At 55.3% G+C, this 18,361-nt stretch carries 15 protein-coding genes; 3 read left to right on the top strand and 12 right to left on the bottom strand.

Annotation, left to right across the window (positions count from 1 at the left end; translation table 11 throughout):
* Positions 1-2 precede the first annotated feature (2 nt).
* The 8 genes from nuoH to lrhA form a co-directional block, all read right to left on the bottom strand.
* Positions 3-980 carry an NADH-quinone oxidoreductase subunit NuoH gene (gene nuoH, locus EH206_RS07010; RefSeq protein WP_009112086.1) on the bottom strand — a complete coding sequence of 326 codons (978 nt, stop codon included), beginning with the start codon at positions 978-980 and terminating at the stop codon, positions 3-5.
* Positions 977-3,703 carry an NADH-quinone oxidoreductase subunit NuoG gene (gene nuoG / locus EH206_RS07005; protein WP_009112085.1) on the bottom strand — a complete coding sequence of 909 codons (2,727 nt, stop codon included), beginning with the start codon at positions 3,701-3,703 and terminating at the stop codon, positions 977-979. The genes nuoH and nuoG overlap by 4 nt, the downstream gene beginning before the upstream one ends.
* Before the next feature lie 127 nt (positions 3,704-3,830).
* Entirely contained in the window at positions 3,831-5,180 is a 1,350-nt protein-coding gene (gene nuoF / locus EH206_RS07000) for an NADH-quinone oxidoreductase subunit NuoF (protein ID WP_009112084.1), read from the bottom strand.
* Positions 5,177-5,725 (bottom strand): NADH-quinone oxidoreductase subunit NuoE, encoded by a 549-nt coding sequence (gene nuoE, locus EH206_RS06995; protein ID WP_009112083.1) that lies wholly within the window; start codon positions 5,723-5,725, stop codon positions 5,177-5,179. Before nuoE ends, nuoF begins: the two co-directional genes overlap by 4 nt.
* A gap of 2 nt (positions 5,726-5,727) precedes the next feature.
* Positions 5,728-7,527: an NADH-quinone oxidoreductase subunit C/D gene (gene nuoC / locus EH206_RS06990; RefSeq protein ID WP_009112082.1), complete on the bottom strand. Its 1,800-nt coding sequence runs from the start codon at positions 7,525-7,527 to the stop codon at positions 5,728-5,730.
* A gap of 99 nt (positions 7,528-7,626) precedes the next feature.
* The gene (locus EH206_RS06985; protein WP_009112081.1) at positions 7,627-8,301 is read right to left on the bottom strand and encodes a NuoB/complex I 20 kDa subunit family protein; all 675 of its coding nucleotides are present in this window, start codon (positions 8,299-8,301) and stop codon (positions 7,627-7,629) included.
* Positions 8,302-8,317: 16 nt separating this feature from the next.
* The gene (locus EH206_RS06980) at positions 8,318-8,758 is read right to left on the bottom strand and encodes an NADH-quinone oxidoreductase subunit A (protein WP_009112080.1); all 441 of its coding nucleotides are present in this window, start codon (positions 8,756-8,758) and stop codon (positions 8,318-8,320) included.
* A gap of 644 nt (positions 8,759-9,402) precedes the next feature.
* Positions 9,403-10,356 carry a transcriptional regulator LrhA gene (lrhA, locus tag EH206_RS06970; RefSeq protein ID WP_040343726.1) on the bottom strand — a complete coding sequence of 318 codons (954 nt, stop codon included), beginning with the start codon at positions 10,354-10,356 and terminating at the stop codon, positions 9,403-9,405.
* Positions 10,357-10,858: 502 nt separating this feature from the next.
* On the opposite strand from lrhA, the gene EH206_RS06965 reads away from it, so the two are divergent.
* Complete coding sequence (locus EH206_RS06965) at positions 10,859-12,073, top strand: pyridoxal phosphate-dependent aminotransferase (protein WP_009112078.1); 1,215 nt, start codon at positions 10,859-10,861, stop codon at positions 12,071-12,073.
* A 126-nt stretch (positions 12,074-12,199) separates the two neighbouring features.
* Positions 12,200-12,799: a 5'-deoxynucleotidase gene (gene yfbR / locus EH206_RS06960; RefSeq protein WP_009112077.1), complete on the top strand. Its 600-nt coding sequence runs from the start codon at positions 12,200-12,202 to the stop codon at positions 12,797-12,799.
* 32 nt (positions 12,800-12,831) lie between these two features.
* Here yfbR and EH206_RS06955 read toward each other — a convergent pair whose 3' ends face one another.
* From EH206_RS06955 to yfbV, 4 genes are all read right to left on the bottom strand, one after another.
* The gene (locus EH206_RS06955) at positions 12,832-14,664 is read right to left on the bottom strand and encodes an SLC13 family permease (RefSeq protein WP_040343725.1); all 1,833 of its coding nucleotides are present in this window, start codon (positions 14,662-14,664) and stop codon (positions 12,832-12,834) included.
* A 231-nt stretch (positions 14,665-14,895) separates the two neighbouring features.
* Positions 14,896-15,552, bottom strand: coding sequence for a sugar phosphatase (locus tag EH206_RS06950; protein WP_009112075.1), 657 nt, complete (start codon positions 15,550-15,552; stop codon positions 14,896-14,898).
* A gap of 21 nt (positions 15,553-15,573) precedes the next feature.
* A complete protein-coding gene (locus EH206_RS06945; RefSeq protein WP_009112074.1) occupies positions 15,574-16,068 on the bottom strand; it encodes a YfbU family protein in 495 nt (164 codons plus the stop codon).
* Positions 16,069-16,233: 165 nt separating this feature from the next.
* On the bottom strand, positions 16,234-16,689 hold the full coding sequence (gene yfbV / locus EH206_RS06940; protein WP_009112073.1) for a terminus macrodomain insulation protein YfbV: 456 nt from the start codon (positions 16,687-16,689) through the stop codon (positions 16,234-16,236).
* 428 nt (positions 16,690-17,117) lie between these two features.
* Here yfbV and ackA point away from each other — a divergent pair, with 428 nt between their 5' ends.
* Entirely contained in the window at positions 17,118-18,320 is a 1,203-nt protein-coding gene (ackA, locus tag EH206_RS06935) for an acetate kinase (RefSeq protein WP_009112072.1), read from the top strand.
* The last annotated feature ends 41 nt before the right edge of the window (positions 18,321-18,361 follow it).

The following is an 18,361-nucleotide window of genomic DNA, read 5'->3' as shown; positions in this document are numbered from 1 at the left end:
CCTTATTGAGCGTTGTACAAAATGACCGCGGCGGTCGCCAGCAGGTTCAGTAGGGTTATCGGCAGGCAGATCTTCCAGCCGAAGGACATCACCTGGTCATAACGCGGACGCGGCAGCGCGGCGCGGATCAGAATAAACATCATCATAAAGAAAGCCGTTTTCAGGGCAAACCAGATGAACGGCGGCAGCCACGGACCGTGCCAGCCCCCGAAGAACAGGGTGACGATCAGGGCGGAAACCGTGACGATGCCGATATATTCCCCCACGAAGAACAAACCGAATTTCATACCGGAATATTCAATGTGGTAGCCATCCGCCAGCTCCTGCTCCGCTTCGGGCTGGTCGAACGGGTGGCGGTGACACACCGCCACCCCGGCGATGGCGAAAGTGACGAAGCCGAAGAACTGCGGGATGATATTCCACAAATGTTCCTGGGAATCCACGATGTCGCGCATATTGAAGGAGCCGGCCTGGGCGACGATACCCATCAGCGACAATCCGAGAAACACTTCGTAGCTCAGGGTCTGTGCGGATGCGCGCACCGCGCCCAGCAATGAATATTTGTTGTTGCTCGACCAACCGGCGAACAGCACCGCGTAAACCGCCAGACCGGCCATCATCAGGAAAAACAGCAGCCCGATATTCAGGTCCGATACGCCCCAGGTCGGGGTGATGGGTACGATGGCGAAGGCCAGCAACAGCGAGGTAAAGGCGATCATCGGCGCCAGGGTGAAGATCACTTTGTCGGTAAACTTCGGCACCCAGTCTTCTTTGAAGAACATTTTGATCATATCGGCGACCAGCTGTAACGAACCGCCCCAGCCGACCCTGTTCGGTCCGTAACGCCCCTGGAACAGCCCCAGCAGCTTACGTTCGCCCATACTCATAAATGCCCCGCAGGTCACCACGACCAGCAGGATAACAACCGCTTTTCCGACAGAACTCAGTATCTCCAGGAGATCCGGTGTCAACCAACTCATTGTGCAGCCTCCCGCAGATTCTCAACGGTTGCGCCCGCCAGCACCGGGGCGATGCCCGGCAGCCCCAACGGTAAACCAACCTGTCCCTGACTCAGTCCGGCGCTTAGCCGCAGCGCCAAACGCCATGTCTGACCGCCGCAGCTCAACTCCACCAGCGAACCCGGATTAACCCCCAACGCCGCCGCATCCGCGGGATTAACCACCACATAAGGCTCCGGCATACGTTGTTGAATCACCGCCGAGCGCTGCGACAACTCGTCGCTGCCGAACAGATGATAATACGGCGCCACGCGCCAGTTGCCCGACTGGGCGACGAAGGCGGCCGGGATATCGGCGAAATAATCCAGCGTCTTCTCGCCCGCTTCAATCAGGCGCACGCCGGGATCGCCGTGGCGCAGATGACCGCCCACTTCATCCTGGAACTTGTTCCACGCCTGCGGCGAGTTCCAGCCCGGCGCCCAGGCGAATGGAATCTGCTGGCGATCGGCCGTCGGGCTGTTGTTCCCCTCCATCGAGAAAGCGAACATGGTGTCTTTATCCTGCGGCTGACGCGGCTCGTGCACGCTGATATTGGCGCGCATCGCGGTTCGCCCGCTTGAACGGTTCGGCGAACGGGCCAGCTTTTGCCCCTTGATCCTGAAGGAGGCATCAGGCGCGGCCTGCTTGATCGCCGCCAGCTGCGGCAGCGCGGCGACGCAGGCGTCAATCACATGGTCGAGCTGCGTCCAGTCGATCTGGCGGCTGTTATAGGTAATAAACAGCGAGTGCAGCCAGCGCCAGCTTTCCAGCATCACCACCTGGTCGTCGTAGTAAGTGGGGTCATACACCTGGAAGAAACGCTGGGCGCGCCCTTCCTGGTTGATCAGCGTGCCGTCGCTCTCGGCAAAACTGGCCGATGAGAGGATCAGGCTGGCTTTCTCCATGATGCGGGTGCGCTGATGATCCAGCACGATCAGATTGCCGGCTTTCTCCAGCGCCGCGTCGACGCGCGCGGCAGGTGCATGGCGATAGAGGTCGTTCTCCAATACCACCACGCCGTCGGCCTCGCCGCTTTCCAACTGCGCCAGGGCCTCATCCAGCGAACCGCCGCCGATCATCGACAGGCCGATGCTGTTCGCCGCGGAAGCGACAAAGGTGATGCCGACGTCGGAACCGCGTGCCTTCAGCGCCTGCGCCACGTTGGCCGCCGCCGCGATGATATCGCGGCTGCCGGCGTTGGTGCCGGAGATAATCAGTGGCTTTTTCGCCCCGGCCAGCGCCTGAACGATGATATCCACTTTCTGCTCAAGCCCGGCGGCCAGATCCGGCACTGCCGGGGCGCCGTCGTCCAGCGCATGGGCGATGGCAAAGCCCAGCCGCGCCTGATCGGCCACCGGCGCGCGGTAGTTCCAGGCGGCGATATCGTCCAGACGGGTATCATCGACGTTGGTGATAAACAGCGGATGCTTGGCGTGCTGACCGATGTTCATAATGGCCGCAATCTGCCAGTCGGCCACTTTCTGCGCCGCCGCCATTTCACGCGCCTTGCCCTTCACCGCCTGACGCACCGCCAGCGCAATGCGGGCGCCGGTCTGGGTCAGATCCTCTCCCAGCACCAGCACGGCGTCGTAGCTCTCTATCTCACGCAGCGCCGGGGTACGTACGCCGCTTTCGCGCAACACCTTCAGGATCAGTTGCAGACGATCCTGTTCGTCCTGGGCGATGCCGGTATAGAAGTTTTCCGCCCCCACCAGCTCGCGCAGCGCAAAGTTGCTTTCGATGCTGGCGCGCGGCGAACCGATGCCGATGGTTTTCTTTGCCTGGCGCAGCACGTCGGCCGCCCCCTGCAACGCCTGGTCGGCATTCAACGCAATCCAGTCCTCGCCGCGGCGTTGCAGCGGCCGTTTGGGACGATCCTGCAAATTGACGTAACCGTAGCCAAAACGACCGCGGTCGCATAGGAAGTAGTGGTTTACGCTGCCGTTGAAACGGTTTTCAACGCGGCGCAGCTCGCCATAGCGTTCGCCCGGGCTGGTATTGCAGCCGACGCTGCACTGTTGGCAGATGCTCGGCGCAAACTGCATATCCCATTTACGGTTGTAACGCTCGGAGTGCGTTTTGTCGGTAAAGACGCCGGTGGGACAAACCTCGATCAGATTACCGGAGAACTCGCTTTCCAGCGTGCCGTCCTGCGGGCGCCCGAAGTAGACGTTATCGTGCGCGCCGTAAACGCCGAGGTCGGATCCGTCTGCATAATCCTTGTAGTAGCGAACGCAGCGGTAACAGGCGATACAGCGGTTCATCTCATGGGAAATGAACGGCCCGAGATCCTGATTGCGATGAGTGCGCTTGGTAAAACGATAGCGACGGAAATTGTGTCCCGTCATCACCGTCATATCCTGCAGGTGGCAGTTGCCCCCCTCCTCGCACACCGGACAGTCGTGCGGGTGATTGGTCATCAGAAACTCGACTATCGTTTTACGGAATAGCGTGGCTTCTTCTTCCTCAATAGCAATATAGGTACCGTCGGCTGCCGGCGTCATACAGGACATTACCAGGCGACCGCGGGTGTCTTCCGCGTTCTGATATTGCCGGACCGCACACAGGCGGCAGGAGCCTACGCTCCCCAGCGCCGGGTGCCAACAAAAATAAGGAATATCAAGTCCCAGGGACAGACAGGCCTCAAGCAGGTTGTCCGCGCCGTTTACTTCATACTCCTTGCCGTCTACATGAATAGTAGCCATAGTCAGCATGCTTCCATAAAGGCCTGAGTTACCACAGGCGCTAATCAAAAATTCTGTTTATGAGGGCGGCTTGTTTGCGCCGCCCGGCGGATACATTTACTGCATCTCAAGCTCATCAGGCGATTAGTTACCAGCGTTCTTTCAACAGGTTGGGTTGAATGCCGCCAATCGCTTTGGTGTTACCCAGATATTGTGGAGAAATACCCGCCTCAAATTCATTGCGGAAATATTTGATGGCGCTTTGCAGCGGTTCCACGGCCCCCGGCGCGTGGGCGCAGAAGGTGTTGCCCGGCCCCAGAAAGCGGCAAAGCTGCTCCAGCGTTTCAATATCTCCCGGTTGCCCTTCCCCGCGCTCCAGCGCGCGCAGCAGTTTTACGCTCCAGGGCAAACCATCGCGGCACGGGGTACACCAGCCGCAAGACTCACGGGCGAAAAACTCTTCCAGATTGCGGGTCAGGGAAACCATGTTGATTTCATGATCGACCGCCATCGCCAGCGCGGTGCCCAGGCGGCTGCCCGCTTTGGCGATATGTTCGAAATCCATCGGCAGATCGAGATGATCCACCGTCAGAAAGTCGGTACCGGCGCCGCCGGGCTGCCAGGCTTTCAGCGTCAGCCCGTCGCGCATACCGCCGGCGTAATCCTCCAGGATCTCGCGCGCGGTGGTGCCGAACGGCAGCTCCCACAGGCCCGGATTTTTAACCCGGCCGGAGAAACCCATAAGTTTAGTGCCGGCATCTTTGCTTTTCCCCGCGGACAACCCCTGATACCAGGCCGCGCCATGTTCGATGATGGCCGGCACGTTACACAGCGTTTCCACGTTATTGACGCAGGTCGGTTTGCCCCAGGCGCCGGCGGAAGCCGGGAAAGGCGGTTTCGAGCGCGGGTTGGCGCGACGGCCTTCCAGCGAGTTGATCAGCGCCGTTTCTTCGCCGCAGATATAGCGGCCGGCGCCGGTATGCACAAACAGCTCGAAGTCAAACCCGCTGCCGAGGATATTTTTGCCCAAAAGACCGGCGTCTTTGGCCTCTTCAATGGCCCGGCGCAGATTCACCGCCGCTTCAATATATTCGCCGCGCAGGAAGATGTAGCCGCGGTAGGCTTTCAGCGCAAAGGCGCTAATCAGCATCCCTTCTATCAGCAAATGCGGAAGCTGCTCCATCAGCAGGCGGTCTTTGTAGGTACCCGGCTCCATTTCATCCGCGTTGCACAACAGATAGCGGATATTCATGCTTTCGTCTTTCGGCATCAGGCTCCATTTCAGCCCGGTGGAAAAGCCCGCGCCGCCGCGCCCTTTCAGACCGGCGTCTTTAACCACGGAAACCACCTCATCCTGGGCCATGGCGCTCAACGCTTTTTTCGCGCCGGCATAGCCGTTTTTGCCGCGATACTCTTGCAGCCATACCGGCTGTTCGTCATCGCGTAGACGCCAGGTCAGAGGATGCTGCTCAGCAGTCAGGACAATGTTTTTACTCATTGATACTGCTCCAATAACGATTCGATATCTTCAGGCTTGACGTGGGTGTGGGTATCATCGTCAATCATCATTGACGGACCTTTGTCACAGTTCCCCAGGCAGCAGGTGGGCAACAGGGTGAAACGTCCGTCGAACGTAGTCTGTCCCGGCTTGATGCTGAGTTTGCGCTCCAGGGCCGCCTTAACGCCTTCATAACCGTTGATATGGCAAACCACGCTATCGCAGTAGCGCACGATGTGACGCCCCACCGGCTGGCGGAAAATCTGGCTGTAAAATGTCGCCACGCCCTCTACGTCGCTGTCCGGAATGCCCAGCAGGTCGGCGATCGCCTTGATGGCGCCGTCCGGCACCCAGCCGCGCTGCTTTTGCACGATTTTCAGCGCCTCGATCGAAGCGGCGCGCGCATCTTCATAGTGATGTTTTTCGTGCTCGATGGCGTCACGCTCCGCGTCGCTCAGCACAAAAACAGTATCTTTCGTCAGTGAAACGGCGGCGGGTTGCCCCTGAACGCCGATATGATCGTGAGTGTTGTTATGATCGTGCATAATTAGCGGTCCACATCTGACATGACAAAATCAATACTGCCGAGGTAAACGATCAGATCGGATACCAGACATCCGCGGATAACTGACGGAATCTGCTGCAGATGCGGATAGCTCGGCGTGCGAATACGAGTACGGTAGCTCATGGTGCCGCCGTCACTGGTCAGGTAATAACTGTTGATGCCTTTTGTCGCCTCAATCATCTGGAAGGATTCATTGGCGGGCATGACCGGCCCCCAGGAAACCTGGAGGAAGTGGTTAATCAGGGTTTCAATATGCTGTAGCGTGCGTTCCTTCGGCGGCGGCGTGGTCAGCGGGTGATCCGCCTTGAACGGCCCTTCCGGCATGTTGTTCAGGCACTGTTCCAGAATACGCAGGCTCTGGCGCAGCTCTTCAACTTTCAGCATCACCCGGCTATAGCAGTCGCTGATGCCGTTGCCCACCGGCACTTCAAAGTCAAAGTTTTCATAACCGGAATAGGGACGCTGTTTGCGCACGTCAAAATTGACGCCGGTCGCCCGCAGAGCGGCGCCGGTAACGCCCCACTCCAGCGCTTCTTTGGCGTTGTAGGCGGCTACCCCCTGGGTACGGCCTTTCAGGATGGTGTTCTGCAAAGCGGCCTTGACATAAGTGTCCAAACGGGATGGCATCCAGTCGAGGAACTCGCGCAGCAGGCGTTCCCAGCCGCGCGGCAGATCGTGCGCCACGCCGCCGATGCGGAACCACGCCGGGTGCATACGGAATCCGGTGATGGCTTCCACCAGATCGTAAATTTTCTGGCGATCGGTGAACAGAAAAAAGATCGGCGTCATGGCGCCGACATCCTGAATATAAGTACCGATATATAGCAGGTGGCTGTTGATGCGGAAAAGTTCGGACAGCATGACGCGAATGGTTTTAACCCGATCCGGCACCTCGATGCCCGCCAGTTTTTCAACGGCCAGCACATAGGGCATCTCGTTGACGCAGCCGCCCAGATATTCGATGCGGTCGGTATAAGGAATGTAGCTGTGCCAGGACTGACGCTCGCCCATTTTTTCCGCGCCGCGGTGGTGATAGCCGACATCGGGAATACAGTCGATGATCTCTTCGCCGTCCAGTTGCAGAATAAGACGGAAAGCGCCGTGCGACGAGGGGTGGTTCGGCCCCATGTTGAGGAACATGAAGTCTTCGTTTTCGGTGCCGCGCTTCATGCCCCACTCTTCGGGTTTAAAAGTCAGCGACTCCATTTCCAGATCTTCTTTCTGCTTGGTCAGCACGAAAGGATCGAACTCGGTGGCGCGCGCCGGATAATCCTTGCGCAGCGGATGCCCTTCCCAGGAATGCGGCATCATGATGCGCGTCAAATGGGGATGGCCGTCAAAGGTGACCCCGAACATTTCCCAGGTTTCACGTTCATACCAGTTGGCGTTGGGGAACAGTTTGGTCATGGTCGGCAGATGCAAGTCACTTTCGACCAGCGCGACCTTCAGCATGATGTCGCGGTTACGCTCGATGGAAATCAGGTGGTAAAAAACAGAGAAATCAGCGGCCGGCAAACCCTCGCGATGGGTGCGCAAACGTTCGTCCATGCCGTGCAAATCAAACAGCATCACATAAGGCTGCGGCTGTTTTTTCAGGAAAGAAACGACTTCCAGTAATTGCTCACGTTTAATCCATACGACGGGAACGCCCGTGCGCGTCGCCTGTACGGTAAATGCTTCCGGCCCAAAACGGTTGCACAGTTCGCTAACCACCGGATCATCAAGGTGATCGCGGGTTTGCCAGGCTGGCTGAGCGATATCGTGCGTCGTTAAATCTGTCATAAATATGTCACCACATTAAATGTGCCATTTTCTGTATCTGATCCCGTCCGCACACTGTTATCGTGATATTACGCGATCGGGATACTCATCATTTACCGGTCAAATCTCATCGGGGGAACGCAGATTGGTCACCGCGATGCGCTCACCGCGTTTACGTTCGCGTTCGGACTGCATATTGGCGCGATAAACGCCCTGCTCCCCTACCGTCCATGACAGCGGGCGACGCTCTTTGCCGATTGATTCTTGTAACAGTAACAGCGCTTGCATATAGGCTTCGGGGCGCGGCGGGCAGCCGGGGATGTACACGTCGACGGGCAGGAATTTATCGACGCCCTGCACCACGGAGTAAATGTCGTACATCCCGCCGGAGTTGGCGCAGGCTCCCATGGAAATGACCCATTTGGGCTCAAGCATTTGTTCGTACAGACGCTGGATGACCGGCGCCATTTTAGTGAACACCGTCCCGGCGACGACCATGAAATCGGCCTGGCGCGGCGAGGCGCGGATAACTTCGGAACCGAAACGGGCCACGTCGTGTACCGCGGTAAAAGAGGTTGTCATTTCCACATAGCAACAGGAAAGGCCGAAGTTATAAGGCCAAAGGGAGTTCTTGCGACCCCAGTTCACCGTATCGTGAAGCGCATGCTCCAGCTTGCCCATATAGACACTGCGGTGAACATGCTGCTCCAGAGGGTCGGAAACGATCTCCTGCCGTTGCAGGGGATAACGGTCATTCTCACCGTCCGGCTCTATGCGGGTGAGCGTATAGTCCATCTTAAATGCCTCGCTGTTACTGCTGATGATTGTTGGCGGAGCTTACCGCGTCTGATTTAACGACCCGTCTCTTGGAACGCTCGGGGATCCAGTCCAGCGCCCCGATGCGTGCCAGGTAGATCAAACCGGACAGCAGCACCAAAATGAAAATGGCTGCTTCGATAAAGCCAACCCAGCCGCTTTCCCGGATGGAAACGGCCCAAGCGTATAGATATAAGGCTTCAACATCGAAGATGACAAAAAACATGGCGACCAGATAAAACTTGGCGGACAGGCGCAAACGCGCGGAGCCTACCGCATCAATCCCGGATTCATAAGGTGTATTTTTAGCTCTGGCCTTTGCTCTGCCGCCGAGCAAAAATCCCCCCGTCAACATGAAGCCGCACAGGCCCACGGCGATGATAAGGAATAGCGCGAATGCCCAATGATGGGCGAGGACTTCAGTAGTTGTTGACATACTCGTTGCTTACTCATCAAAAGTGGCGGGTAACGTCTGCTCTTCATTTTCGGCAGCTAATGCACCACATCGATTAAAAGGAAAAGGTCAATAACCATACAAAAAGCACGGAAACGTGTCAGGTAAGCGGCTTCCCTCTGGCTGAACCCCTAATTTTATAACCTTTTTTTCAACCTTACTAAAAATAGCAGTATATTAGTTTACATGCATACAGTTTTGTTAACATATCCATCCCCCCTCTCAGGCTAAATCGAGTCAGTGGCAGTTACACATTAACAACTTGCTATCGCAGGCAACTTTAGGTTTACCCGGCCACTATACCATTTTCAAAAGAAATGCCTGTTCTCCCATAGTGTTATTAGGGTTATTTTTTGATCTGGCACACATTTTTCCCAATTTAGTTAGTAAAAAAACTGGCCGGGTCAACAGCGGTTTCGGGATGATTTTTTACACCTTCAGTTTAAAAAAAAGGAACCATGATTTCATAAATACGAGGAGGAGCGGCGATAACAACTTTTCGCCCGTCTGGGAGAGGAGAAAAGGCCCGAATACAGATTCGTTAACCTGGGTACAACGCGATAATATAAGCCGCCATCGTTCAGGTCGGATCCTTTGACCCGAACGATGTCCGACTTTTCACGCCGCTATATTACATCCTTCAGCAGAGGCGCCGCAGGCGGGATGTTGATGTCATTACCGAGCAAAGCATCATCCGCCGCTGGCATATAGGATTTAGCGCCCGCCCCAATCACATTAAAAATCGCCGTTGCCAGATCACTTTCATGCTGCGGATTTTTGCACAGAAAATAACGGGTTTCCGGCAGCCTCGGCAACCCGTCCTCCTCGCCCAGCACTCTTAGCTCAGGGCTCATCATCTCCACCGAGCGGATGGTTACCCCCAGACCGGCTTTAACCGCGGCACGGACGGCCGACAGCGTTGATGCCACGTAAGAAATCCGCCAGGGGACGCCTGCCGCGGTCAGGTACTCCAACGCCAGGGTGCGGAAAGGGCTGGGGTCATCCATTACCACCAGCGGGACGGGCTCTTCCGGTCTGAACGCATAATCGGCGGCGCAATACCACAGCGTTGGCGACGTTCGTAATAAGATGTGGGGAAATGCCATACTGCTCATCGTGGTAATCACCAGATCAATTTTTCCCTGATGTAGCATTTCCAACATTTCCGCGCTGCGTTTCACGCTGACGGCTATGGATAATTTAGGAAAAACAGAGGTTACCCGATGTAAAATATAAGGAAGGATGGTGTAGGCGGTATCATCGGAGGCGCCGATGTTGAGGGTGCCCTGAATATCGCTGTACATTAATGAAGTACATGCTTCATCGTTGAGTTGTAATATTTTTCTGGCGTATCCAAGAAACTGGATACCGTGTCCGGTCAACAGTTTATTGCGCCCGTGACGGGCAAACAGCTCTTTGCCGATGAGTTGCTCTAAACGTTGCATTTGTTGGCTGACCGCCGATTGCGTACGGCGTACGGCAACGGCCGCGGCGGCAAAAGTGTTCAAATCCGCAACGGCGACAAACGTTCTCAATAGGTCAAGATCAAGATTAAGTACTGGTCGATTTGCATTAGTCATACGATTCATCACTTATCTATTTTAATTTTTAACAAAAATATTCCTGGTGTTTTATTACATGTATTGGTAACAACCCATACAGTTTAAAGACACTATCGCAGACGCACGATAAGGGCAAAAAAATACTTATATTTCGTTACCACAATCGCCTTTTCAATTGATGAGTCATCCTTATTTTAAAGGATCCACCTCCTTAATTGTTAAACGATTAATCCGATAAAAATTACCTTTCTTTTTTCAGCCTGCAAAATAAATAATCTCCATTATTTTGAATAACCGCAGGCGTATTTTCATAGCAAAGCCATTCGGTGGCGAAAGTTCCTGCTGCCACTCACCCTATCGCACTATCAGACTAGTACACAACCCTCATAGTGCATCAGGGTAATAATTTGCAGAGAAAGCGATAATCATTCTTCAAAAGGTACTATGGGAGGAGTACATTAAGCAGGTTATGCTATTCCACCCGAGAATACGCTTTTCCCGCAAAAGGTTTGTAATATTTATGTCTCCGATTGAAAAATCAAAGAAACTGGAGAACGTCTGTTATGACATCCGTGGTCCAGTTCTGAAGGAAGCCAAGCGCCTGGAAGAAGAAGGCAATAAAGTCCTTAAGCTGAACATTGGCAATCCGGCCCCTTTCGGCTTTGAAGCCCCTGATGAAATTCTGGTCGACGTTATCCGTAATTTGCCGACGGCGCAGGGCTACTGTGATTCCAAAGGCCTGTATTCGGCGCGTAAAGCCATCGTACAGCACTACCAGGCCAGAGATATGCGCGATATGACCGTCGAAGACGTTTATATCGGCAACGGCGTCTCCGAACTGATTGTGCAGTCGATGCAGGCATTACTCAACAGCGGCGATGAGATGCTGGTCCCGGCGCCGGACTACCCGCTGTGGACGGCGGCCGTGTCGCTGTCCAATGGCAACGCGGTACATTATTTATGTGATGAAGAATCCGACTGGTTCCCGGATCTGGACGATATCCGCAGCAAGATCACGCCTCGTACCCGGGGAATTGTGATTATTAATCCCAACAACCCGACGGGCGCGGTATACAGCAAAGAACTGCTGCTGGAAATCGTGGCCATCGCCCGCGAACACGGCCTGATCATTTTCGCCGACGAAATTTACGACAAAATCCTCTATGACGATGCCCGGCACCATTCGATTGCCGCACTGGCGCCGGATCTGCTGACCTTAACCTTTAACGGGTTATCAAAGACCTATCGCGTCGCCGGCTTCCGCCAGGGCTGGATGGTGCTGAACGGGCCGAAAAAGCACGCCAAAGGCTACATCGAAGGATTGGAAATGCTGGCGTCGATGCGTTTGTGCGCCAATGTTCCCATGCAGCACGCCATTCAGACCGCCATTGGCGGTTATCAAAGCATCAGCGAGTTTATTCAGCCCGGAGGGCGATTATACGAACAGCGTAACCGCGCCTGGGAGCTGATTAACCAGATCCCCGGCGTATCCTGCGTAAAACCGCGCGGCGCGCTCTATATGTTTCCGCGTATCGACGCCAAACGCTTTAACATTCAAGACGACCAGAAACTGGTGCTGGATCTTCTTTTGCAGGAAAAAGTATTGCTGGTTCAGGGAACGGCGTTCAACTGGCCTTATCCGGACCATGTGCGCATCGTGACTCTGCCCCGTATCGACGAACTGGATATGGCCGTGCATAAGCTGGGCCGCTTCCTGGAGAACTATCGCCAGTAACGCAACGCCCGTTTCCCGGCGCCGGGCGTGCCGTCTGAGCGCCCGCGCCGGAGCGGGGTGATGTTTGCATTATCCCCGCCAGGTGCCACAATAGATTTCCATCGTGCCGCTGTCCGAGAGATTGTCATGATTCAGAGTCACTTTTTTGCCCATTTATCCCGTCTGAAACTCATTAGCCGTTGGCCGCTGATGCGTAACGTCCGCACAGAAAACGTATCAGAGCACAGTCTTCAGGTCTCCTTTGTCGCCCACGCGCTGGCGGTGATAAAAAACCGCAAGTTCAATGGCAACATTAATGCGGAGCGTATCGCCCTGCTGGCGATGTACCACGACGCCAGCGAAGTTCTGACCGGAGATATGCCTACCCCCATCAAGTATTACAATGCGCAGATCGCCCATGAATATAAGAAAATTGAAAAGATAGCCCGGCAGAAACTGATCGATATGCTGCCGGCGGAACTACAGCAGGATTACCACTCTTTGCTGGACGAACAACAGATGAGCGAAGAAGAGCGGGCGATCGTCAAGCAGGCCGATGCGCTGTGTGCCTATCTGAAATGTCTGGAGGAGTTGTCGGCGGGCAACACGGAATTTGCCCTGGCCAAGGCCCGGTTGGAAAAAACGTTACAGCAGCGCCAAAGCCCGGAGATGGATTATTTCATGACCGTATTCATCCCCAGCTTCAGTTTATCGCTGGATGAGATCAGCCAGGACTCCCCGTTGTAACGCCTCCTTATGCCGCGAGCGCCCCGCACGCGTCAGAAAGGGTAAATCCATGGAACCATTATCACGCTGACGATCATCACCAGTACGGTGAATGGAACGCCGATACGCACAAAGTCGCCGAACTTATATCCTCCCGGTCCCAGCACCAGCGTATTCACCGGTGATGATATCGGCGTCATAAAAGCGGCGGAAGCCGCAATCGCAACGATCATGGCAAAAGGATAGGGCGACACCCCCATCTGTTTCGCCGCGGCGATGGCAATTGGCGCCATCAGCACCGCGGTCGCGGTATTGGAGATAAACAGGCCGATAACGGCGCAAAGAATAAATAGACACACCAGCATGATATGAGGCCCGGATCCCCCGGCGACATCCATAAGCCCATTAACGATCAGCGTTACGCCGCCGGTTTGCTGCAATGCCAGCGCGAACGGCATCATCCCCACAATCAGGATAATGCTCGGCCAGTGAATGGAGCGGTAGGCCGCTTCCATATCGATACAGCGGAATTTTCCCATCAATAAGCAGGCAATCAGCGCCGCAACCGCATTGGGAATTTCGTCCGTCAGCATCATCGCCACCATCAGCGCCAGACAGAACAGCGCATGGGGGGCCTGACTGACCGCCGGGGCCACGTCATCCACCTCCGCGGGCAGACTAAGCAGCAGAAAGTCGTTTTTCTGCGTGTGCAACTGCCGAATCATGCGCCAGTCGCCGATAACCAGCAAAATATCGCCCAACTGCAGCTGTTCGTCAGCCAGAATCCCTTCCATTGCTTCACCGTTGCGCCGGATCCCCACCACGCTAAGACCATAGCGACTGCGAAAACCGACATCGTAAAGGGTTTTCCCCAACAGTTCGGAATCAGGGATCAAGGAGACCTCGGCCATCCCCACATCACGCGCCTGCTCGGAGAAATACTCGCCGCGCAGTACCATCGGCTCCAGACGCTGCGAGGTGCAGAACTCGCGTAAATCGACTTCCGAGGCGGACATATCGATCAGCAGAACGTCATTAAGCCGCAGCTCCGTATTTCCCGCCACGCTGACCATCACCCGGCGAAATTTGCGCCAGCGTTCAATGCCAACGATATTCGCCCCATAGCGCTGACGCAGACGCAGATCGTCCAGCCGATGGCCGATAAAAGGAGAACCGGGGCGGATGGCCAAACGGCGCGCCCGGCCCGTTAGTTTGTAATCGCGGATAAGATCGCGAAAAGTTCTTCTTTTCCACCCCTCTTTGGCCGCGGCGGTTTGGGCGTCGCTGAGCCAGTAGCGAGCCACCATCATATACGCCACGCCGATCAACAGCACCACGATGCCAATCGGCGTCATACTGAAAAAACCGAACCCGTCGATACCTTCCCGCACCAGTTCGCTGCTGACGACCATATTGGGCGGCGTGGCCACCAGCGTCATCATCCCGCTGATCAGCCCGGCAAAACTGAGCGGCATCATCAGCCGCGCCGGCGATGTTTTCATGCGTGCGGACACGCTAAGCACTACCGGAATAAAGATGGCCACCACGCCGGTTGAACTCATAAATGCGCCCAGCAGCGCGACGGCGACCATCAACAGCACCAGCATTTTTATTTCGCTGTTGCCGGCAACCCGCACCAGCCAGTCGCCGACCTGATAAGCCACGCCGGTACGCACCAGACCTTCGCCAATAACAAACAGGGCGGCGATCAGAATAACGTTGGGATCGCTGAAACCCACCAGCGCCTCCGGTAACGTCAATGTCCCGCTCAGCACAAAAGCGATAATGACCAGTAGCGCAACCACGTCCATGCGTAATTTATTGGTGGTAAACAACACAATGGCGATCAGCAACAAGGATAAGACCCAGAGAAGTTCGCTATTCAAAACGGTTCCCCTGACGGAAAAAAACTCATGGATAAGCATTCTGCTGCGAACCAATAGGATGGGAAGGAGGCAGACAGGGATAGTCTGCCATAAAAAAATGCAGGAGCATTTTTTAACGCTGCCCTGCTGCGGCCCGAAGGGTGGCAGACAGGGATAGTCTGCCATAAAAAAACCCCGCGGATACGAGGTTTGATCATATTTAGTAAGTTTTTATCAATAAGTTAGACGAAACTACCGATTGAGGATAATCCGGGCGCCGTTAGACGACGGCTCAATGCGCAATTGCGCCAGCGAATCCAGGATCAGGTCAACCCGATCGAGTTGCGGCGTATCGGACGGCGCCTTTACCGCAATAACCTGACAGCCTGCAGCCAGACCGGATAAAACCCCGGCGGGGGCGTCTTCGACGACGACGCAATCCTGCGGTTTCAATTCCAGCCGCCGTGCGCCTAACAAGTAGGCGTCGGGATGGGGTTTGCCCTGCGCCACCTGCTCCGCGGTAATAAAGGCATGCGGCGCAGGCAACCCGCCGGCCTGATGACGGGCGCTGGCGATAGGCACGGTGCCGGACGTGACGATCGCCCAGGGAATACCCAGCCCATCCAGCCGTTCCAGCAGCGCCTTCGCGCCCGGCATGGCGACAACGCCGTGCGTATCCGCCGCCTCTATTTTTTCCAGCGCGGCGAACTCCAGCTGGATCGATTCTTCTGTCTGCCCCTTGAGAAAGTGGCGCAGAGAGGTAATCGCCTGTTTGCCATGAATGAAATCGAGAACGTCCTGCGGTTCGATACCGTGCGCTTGCGCCCAGTTAGCCCAGGCCCGCTCAACGGCCGGCAATGAATCGACTAGCGTACCATCCAGATCAAACAGAAAACCTTTACACTCCACGGCGGGCTCCTTGGCAATTAATCAGGCGTTGATAATCTGGGCGATTTCGACCGCGCTCAAATGATACTGACGCGGACAAGACTGCCAGATAGCCAGCATTCTGCCATATTTATCCCACATTTTTGTCTGGGCGTTAAAACCATGCGTTCCCGAATCGAAATGCGGATAGCGCCCTTCCACGTGCACCATAAAACGCACAAAGCCGAGATAACGCGCCTCGGTGGCGGCGTCAAAGCCCAGAAAGGCCAGGCGGCGTTCGTCCAGATCCTGCTTATCTTTCAGATTCCCCCAGGAGACCTGCAGGGCGTGATGCATTTCCATGATGTTGATAATAGTGCGACAGACCTCTTCGCTCAGATCGCCGAAATCGCGATCCAACTCGCGCATTTGCAAACCGTAGCCGCGCTCGATGATGGTTTGCAACCGGCGGTAGCGCTCTGCATTATCCGGATCGAGCATGGTCATCATTTTATATTGATTTGAAAGGATCAATCTCTGGGCATTCGTCATTTCCATCGTGCTCTCCTGAACCTCTATTTCCGGCATGGCGCCGATCGCTATTATCTTGCCAGCAGAATCGCATACTGAATCGTGTCGCGGTAGCCGTAGCGCCCGGTTTTTTGATTTAACGCGGCAGCAAGGGCAAAAATAGCCTTCCGCCCGCCGTCTATCTGACGGAGATCACAGATCGTCGAGAAATGTTTTGTCGAGCTGTTTAAACGCACGTTTCAGCACCTCGGCCAGCGCTTGATAGGTCGGCGTTTCCTCCAGCGGGGCCAGCGCCAGGCCGGACTCAAGCAGCTTATGGCGGATATCATGAAACCATTGCAATAACGTAGGGGGTAAAGGAGTAACCGAACGACGCCCCAGCCACCATAGCCCCTGCATCGGCAGGCTACAGGCAAAGAGCGCGGTGGCGATTGCCGGCCCCAACTGCCCGCCAAGCGCAATCTGCCAGGTCAGGGTAAATACCGCCAGCGGCGGCATAAGCCGAATCGCGAACTGCGTGGCGCGGGCCACCCGGTTTTCGGGAAACACCGGCGCCAGACGTTTATCCGCGGGCCAGGTTTTCATATAGCGTTGCCCGCGCTGGAGTAACTGTAGCCAACTGATTCGACCGCTAGGTTTCGTTGCCATGGTCACCCCTCAACTTTACTGATAAAGAATAAAACTTTCTCACAAATCAACAACTCATTTTGACAAGGTTAAAATATATTTTGTGTTTGCCGGACGCTATCGGTATTCTAGTCGCGCCTTTTAGCCGCCATATACTCACGCTGTAAGACTATTCGCACGGGATATAATTCCCCATGGCGCAACAAGTGCTGTCGACAGCCATCGGCGATGACCCATCGCCTTATTAAACTGCGGCTTCATAAGGCCAGTGTCATGTCATTATACTGTGCATTCGGTATAACAATACTTGATAACATCGGCACTTTTTCATCGTCATGTCGGGTGTTTCACACCAAGGTATGATGTTAATCATAAATGCTAACAGCGATATGCGATACGCTAGCTGCGTTTGGCATTTTTTTAACCATATATAACAAGTAGGTACTTCCATGTCGAGTAAGTTAGTACTGGTTCTTAATTGTGGTAGTTCATCCCTGAAGTTCGCCATCATCGATGCTGTTAACGGGGAAGAATACCTGTCTGGTCTGGCCGAGTGCTTCCACCTTCCCGAAGCCCGTATCAAATGGAAAATCGAGGGTGGTAAACAGGAAGCCGCACTGGGTGCTGGCGCAGCTCACAGCGAGGCGCTGAACTTCATCGTTAATACCATTCTGGCCCAGAAACCAGAGCTGTCTGCTCAACTGGTTGCCATCGGTCATCGTATCGTGCACGGCGGTGAGAAATTCACCCGGTCGGCCGTTATCAATGACGATGTCCTGCAGGGCATCAAGGATTCCGTACCTTTCGCGCCGCTGCACAATCCGGCTCACCTGATCGGTATCGCCGAGGCGTTGAAATCCTTCCCGAAGCTGGCTGATAAAAACGTGGCCGTATTTGATACCGCGTTCCATCAGACCATGCCGGAAGAGTCCTATCTTTATGCCCTGCCGTACAAACTGTATACGGATCACCATATCCGCCGCTACGGCGCGCACGGCACCAGCCATTTCTTCGTCACGCAACAGGCGGCCGAAGCGCTGAACAAACCGGTCGACGAACTGAACGTGATTACCTGCCATCTGGGTAACGGCGGTTCCGTCGCCGCGGTGCGTAACGGCAAGTGCGTTGATACTTCCATGGGGCTGACCCCGCTGGAAGGGCTGGTGATGGGCACCCGCAGCGGCGATATCGATCCGGCGATCGTCTTCCACCTGCATGATTCGCTGGGCATGAGCGTAGAACAAATCAACAAATTGCTGACCAAAGAGTCCGGCCTGTTGGGCCTGACCGAAGTCACCAGCGACTGCCGCTATGTTGAAGATAACTATACCACCAAAGAAGATGCCAAACGCGCCATGGACGTATACTGCCACCGCCTGGCCAAATACATCGGTTCGTACAGCGCGCTGATGGAAGGCCGCCTGGACGCGGTGGTTTTCACCGGCGGCATCGGTGAAAACGCCGCGATGGTACGTGAACTGACGTTGAACAAGCTGGGCCTGCTGGGCTTTGCTGTCGATCACGAGCGTAATCTGGCCGCGCGCTTCGGCAAAGGCGGCAACATAGCCAAAGACGGCAGCCGCCCGGCGCTGGTTATTCCCACCAATGAAGAATTGGTGATCGCCCAGGACGCCCTCCGTCTGACAGCGTAAAAATAAATCCCAACTCCGTCAGCTCAGGCTGACGGAGTTGT

This window comes from Brenneria nigrifluens DSM 30175 = ATCC 13028 (assembly GCF_005484965.1).
Lineage (GTDB): Bacteria > Pseudomonadota > Gammaproteobacteria > Enterobacterales > Enterobacteriaceae > Brenneria > Brenneria nigrifluens.
Note: the sequence above shows the minus strand (reverse complement) of the source record. Positions and strands in the feature narration are given on the sequence as shown.

Coding starts and splice junctions, on each gene's coding strand:
- EH206_RS06945 (WP_009112074.1), bottom strand. CDS start 16,068: ATGGAAATGACGAATGCCCAGAGATTGATCCTTTCAAATCAATATAAA.
- EH206_RS06985 (WP_009112081.1), bottom strand. CDS start 8,301: ATGGACTATACGCTCACCCGCATAGAGCCGGACGGTGAGAATGACCGT.
- lrhA (WP_040343726.1), bottom strand. CDS start 10,356: ATGACTAATGCAAATCGACCAGTACTTAATCTTGATCTTGACCTATTG.
- nuoH (WP_009112086.1), bottom strand. CDS start 980: ATGAGTTGGTTGACACCGGATCTCCTGGAGATACTGAGTTCTGTCGGA.
- nuoC (WP_009112082.1), bottom strand. CDS start 7,527: ATGACAGATTTAACGACGCACGATATCGCTCAGCCAGCCTGGCAAACC.
- EH206_RS06965 (WP_009112078.1), top strand. CDS start 10,859: ATGTCTCCGATTGAAAAATCAAAGAAACTGGAGAACGTCTGTTATGAC.
- nuoF (WP_009112084.1), bottom strand. CDS start 5,180: ATGAGTAAAAACATTGTCCTGACTGCTGAGCAGCATCCTCTGACCTGG.
- yfbV (WP_009112073.1), bottom strand. CDS start 16,689: ATGGCAACGAAACCTAGCGGTCGAATCAGTTGGCTACAGTTACTCCAG.
- nuoG (WP_009112085.1), bottom strand. CDS start 3,703: ATGGCTACTATTCATGTAGACGGCAAGGAGTATGAAGTAAACGGCGCG.
- nuoE (WP_009112083.1), bottom strand. CDS start 5,725: ATGCACGATCATAACAACACTCACGATCATATCGGCGTTCAGGGGCAA.
- EH206_RS06980 (WP_009112080.1), bottom strand. CDS start 8,758: ATGTCAACAACTACTGAAGTCCTCGCCCATCATTGGGCATTCGCGCTA.
- yfbR (WP_009112077.1), top strand. CDS start 12,200: ATGATTCAGAGTCACTTTTTTGCCCATTTATCCCGTCTGAAACTCATT.
- ackA (WP_009112072.1), top strand. CDS start 17,118: ATGTCGAGTAAGTTAGTACTGGTTCTTAATTGTGGTAGTTCATCCCTG.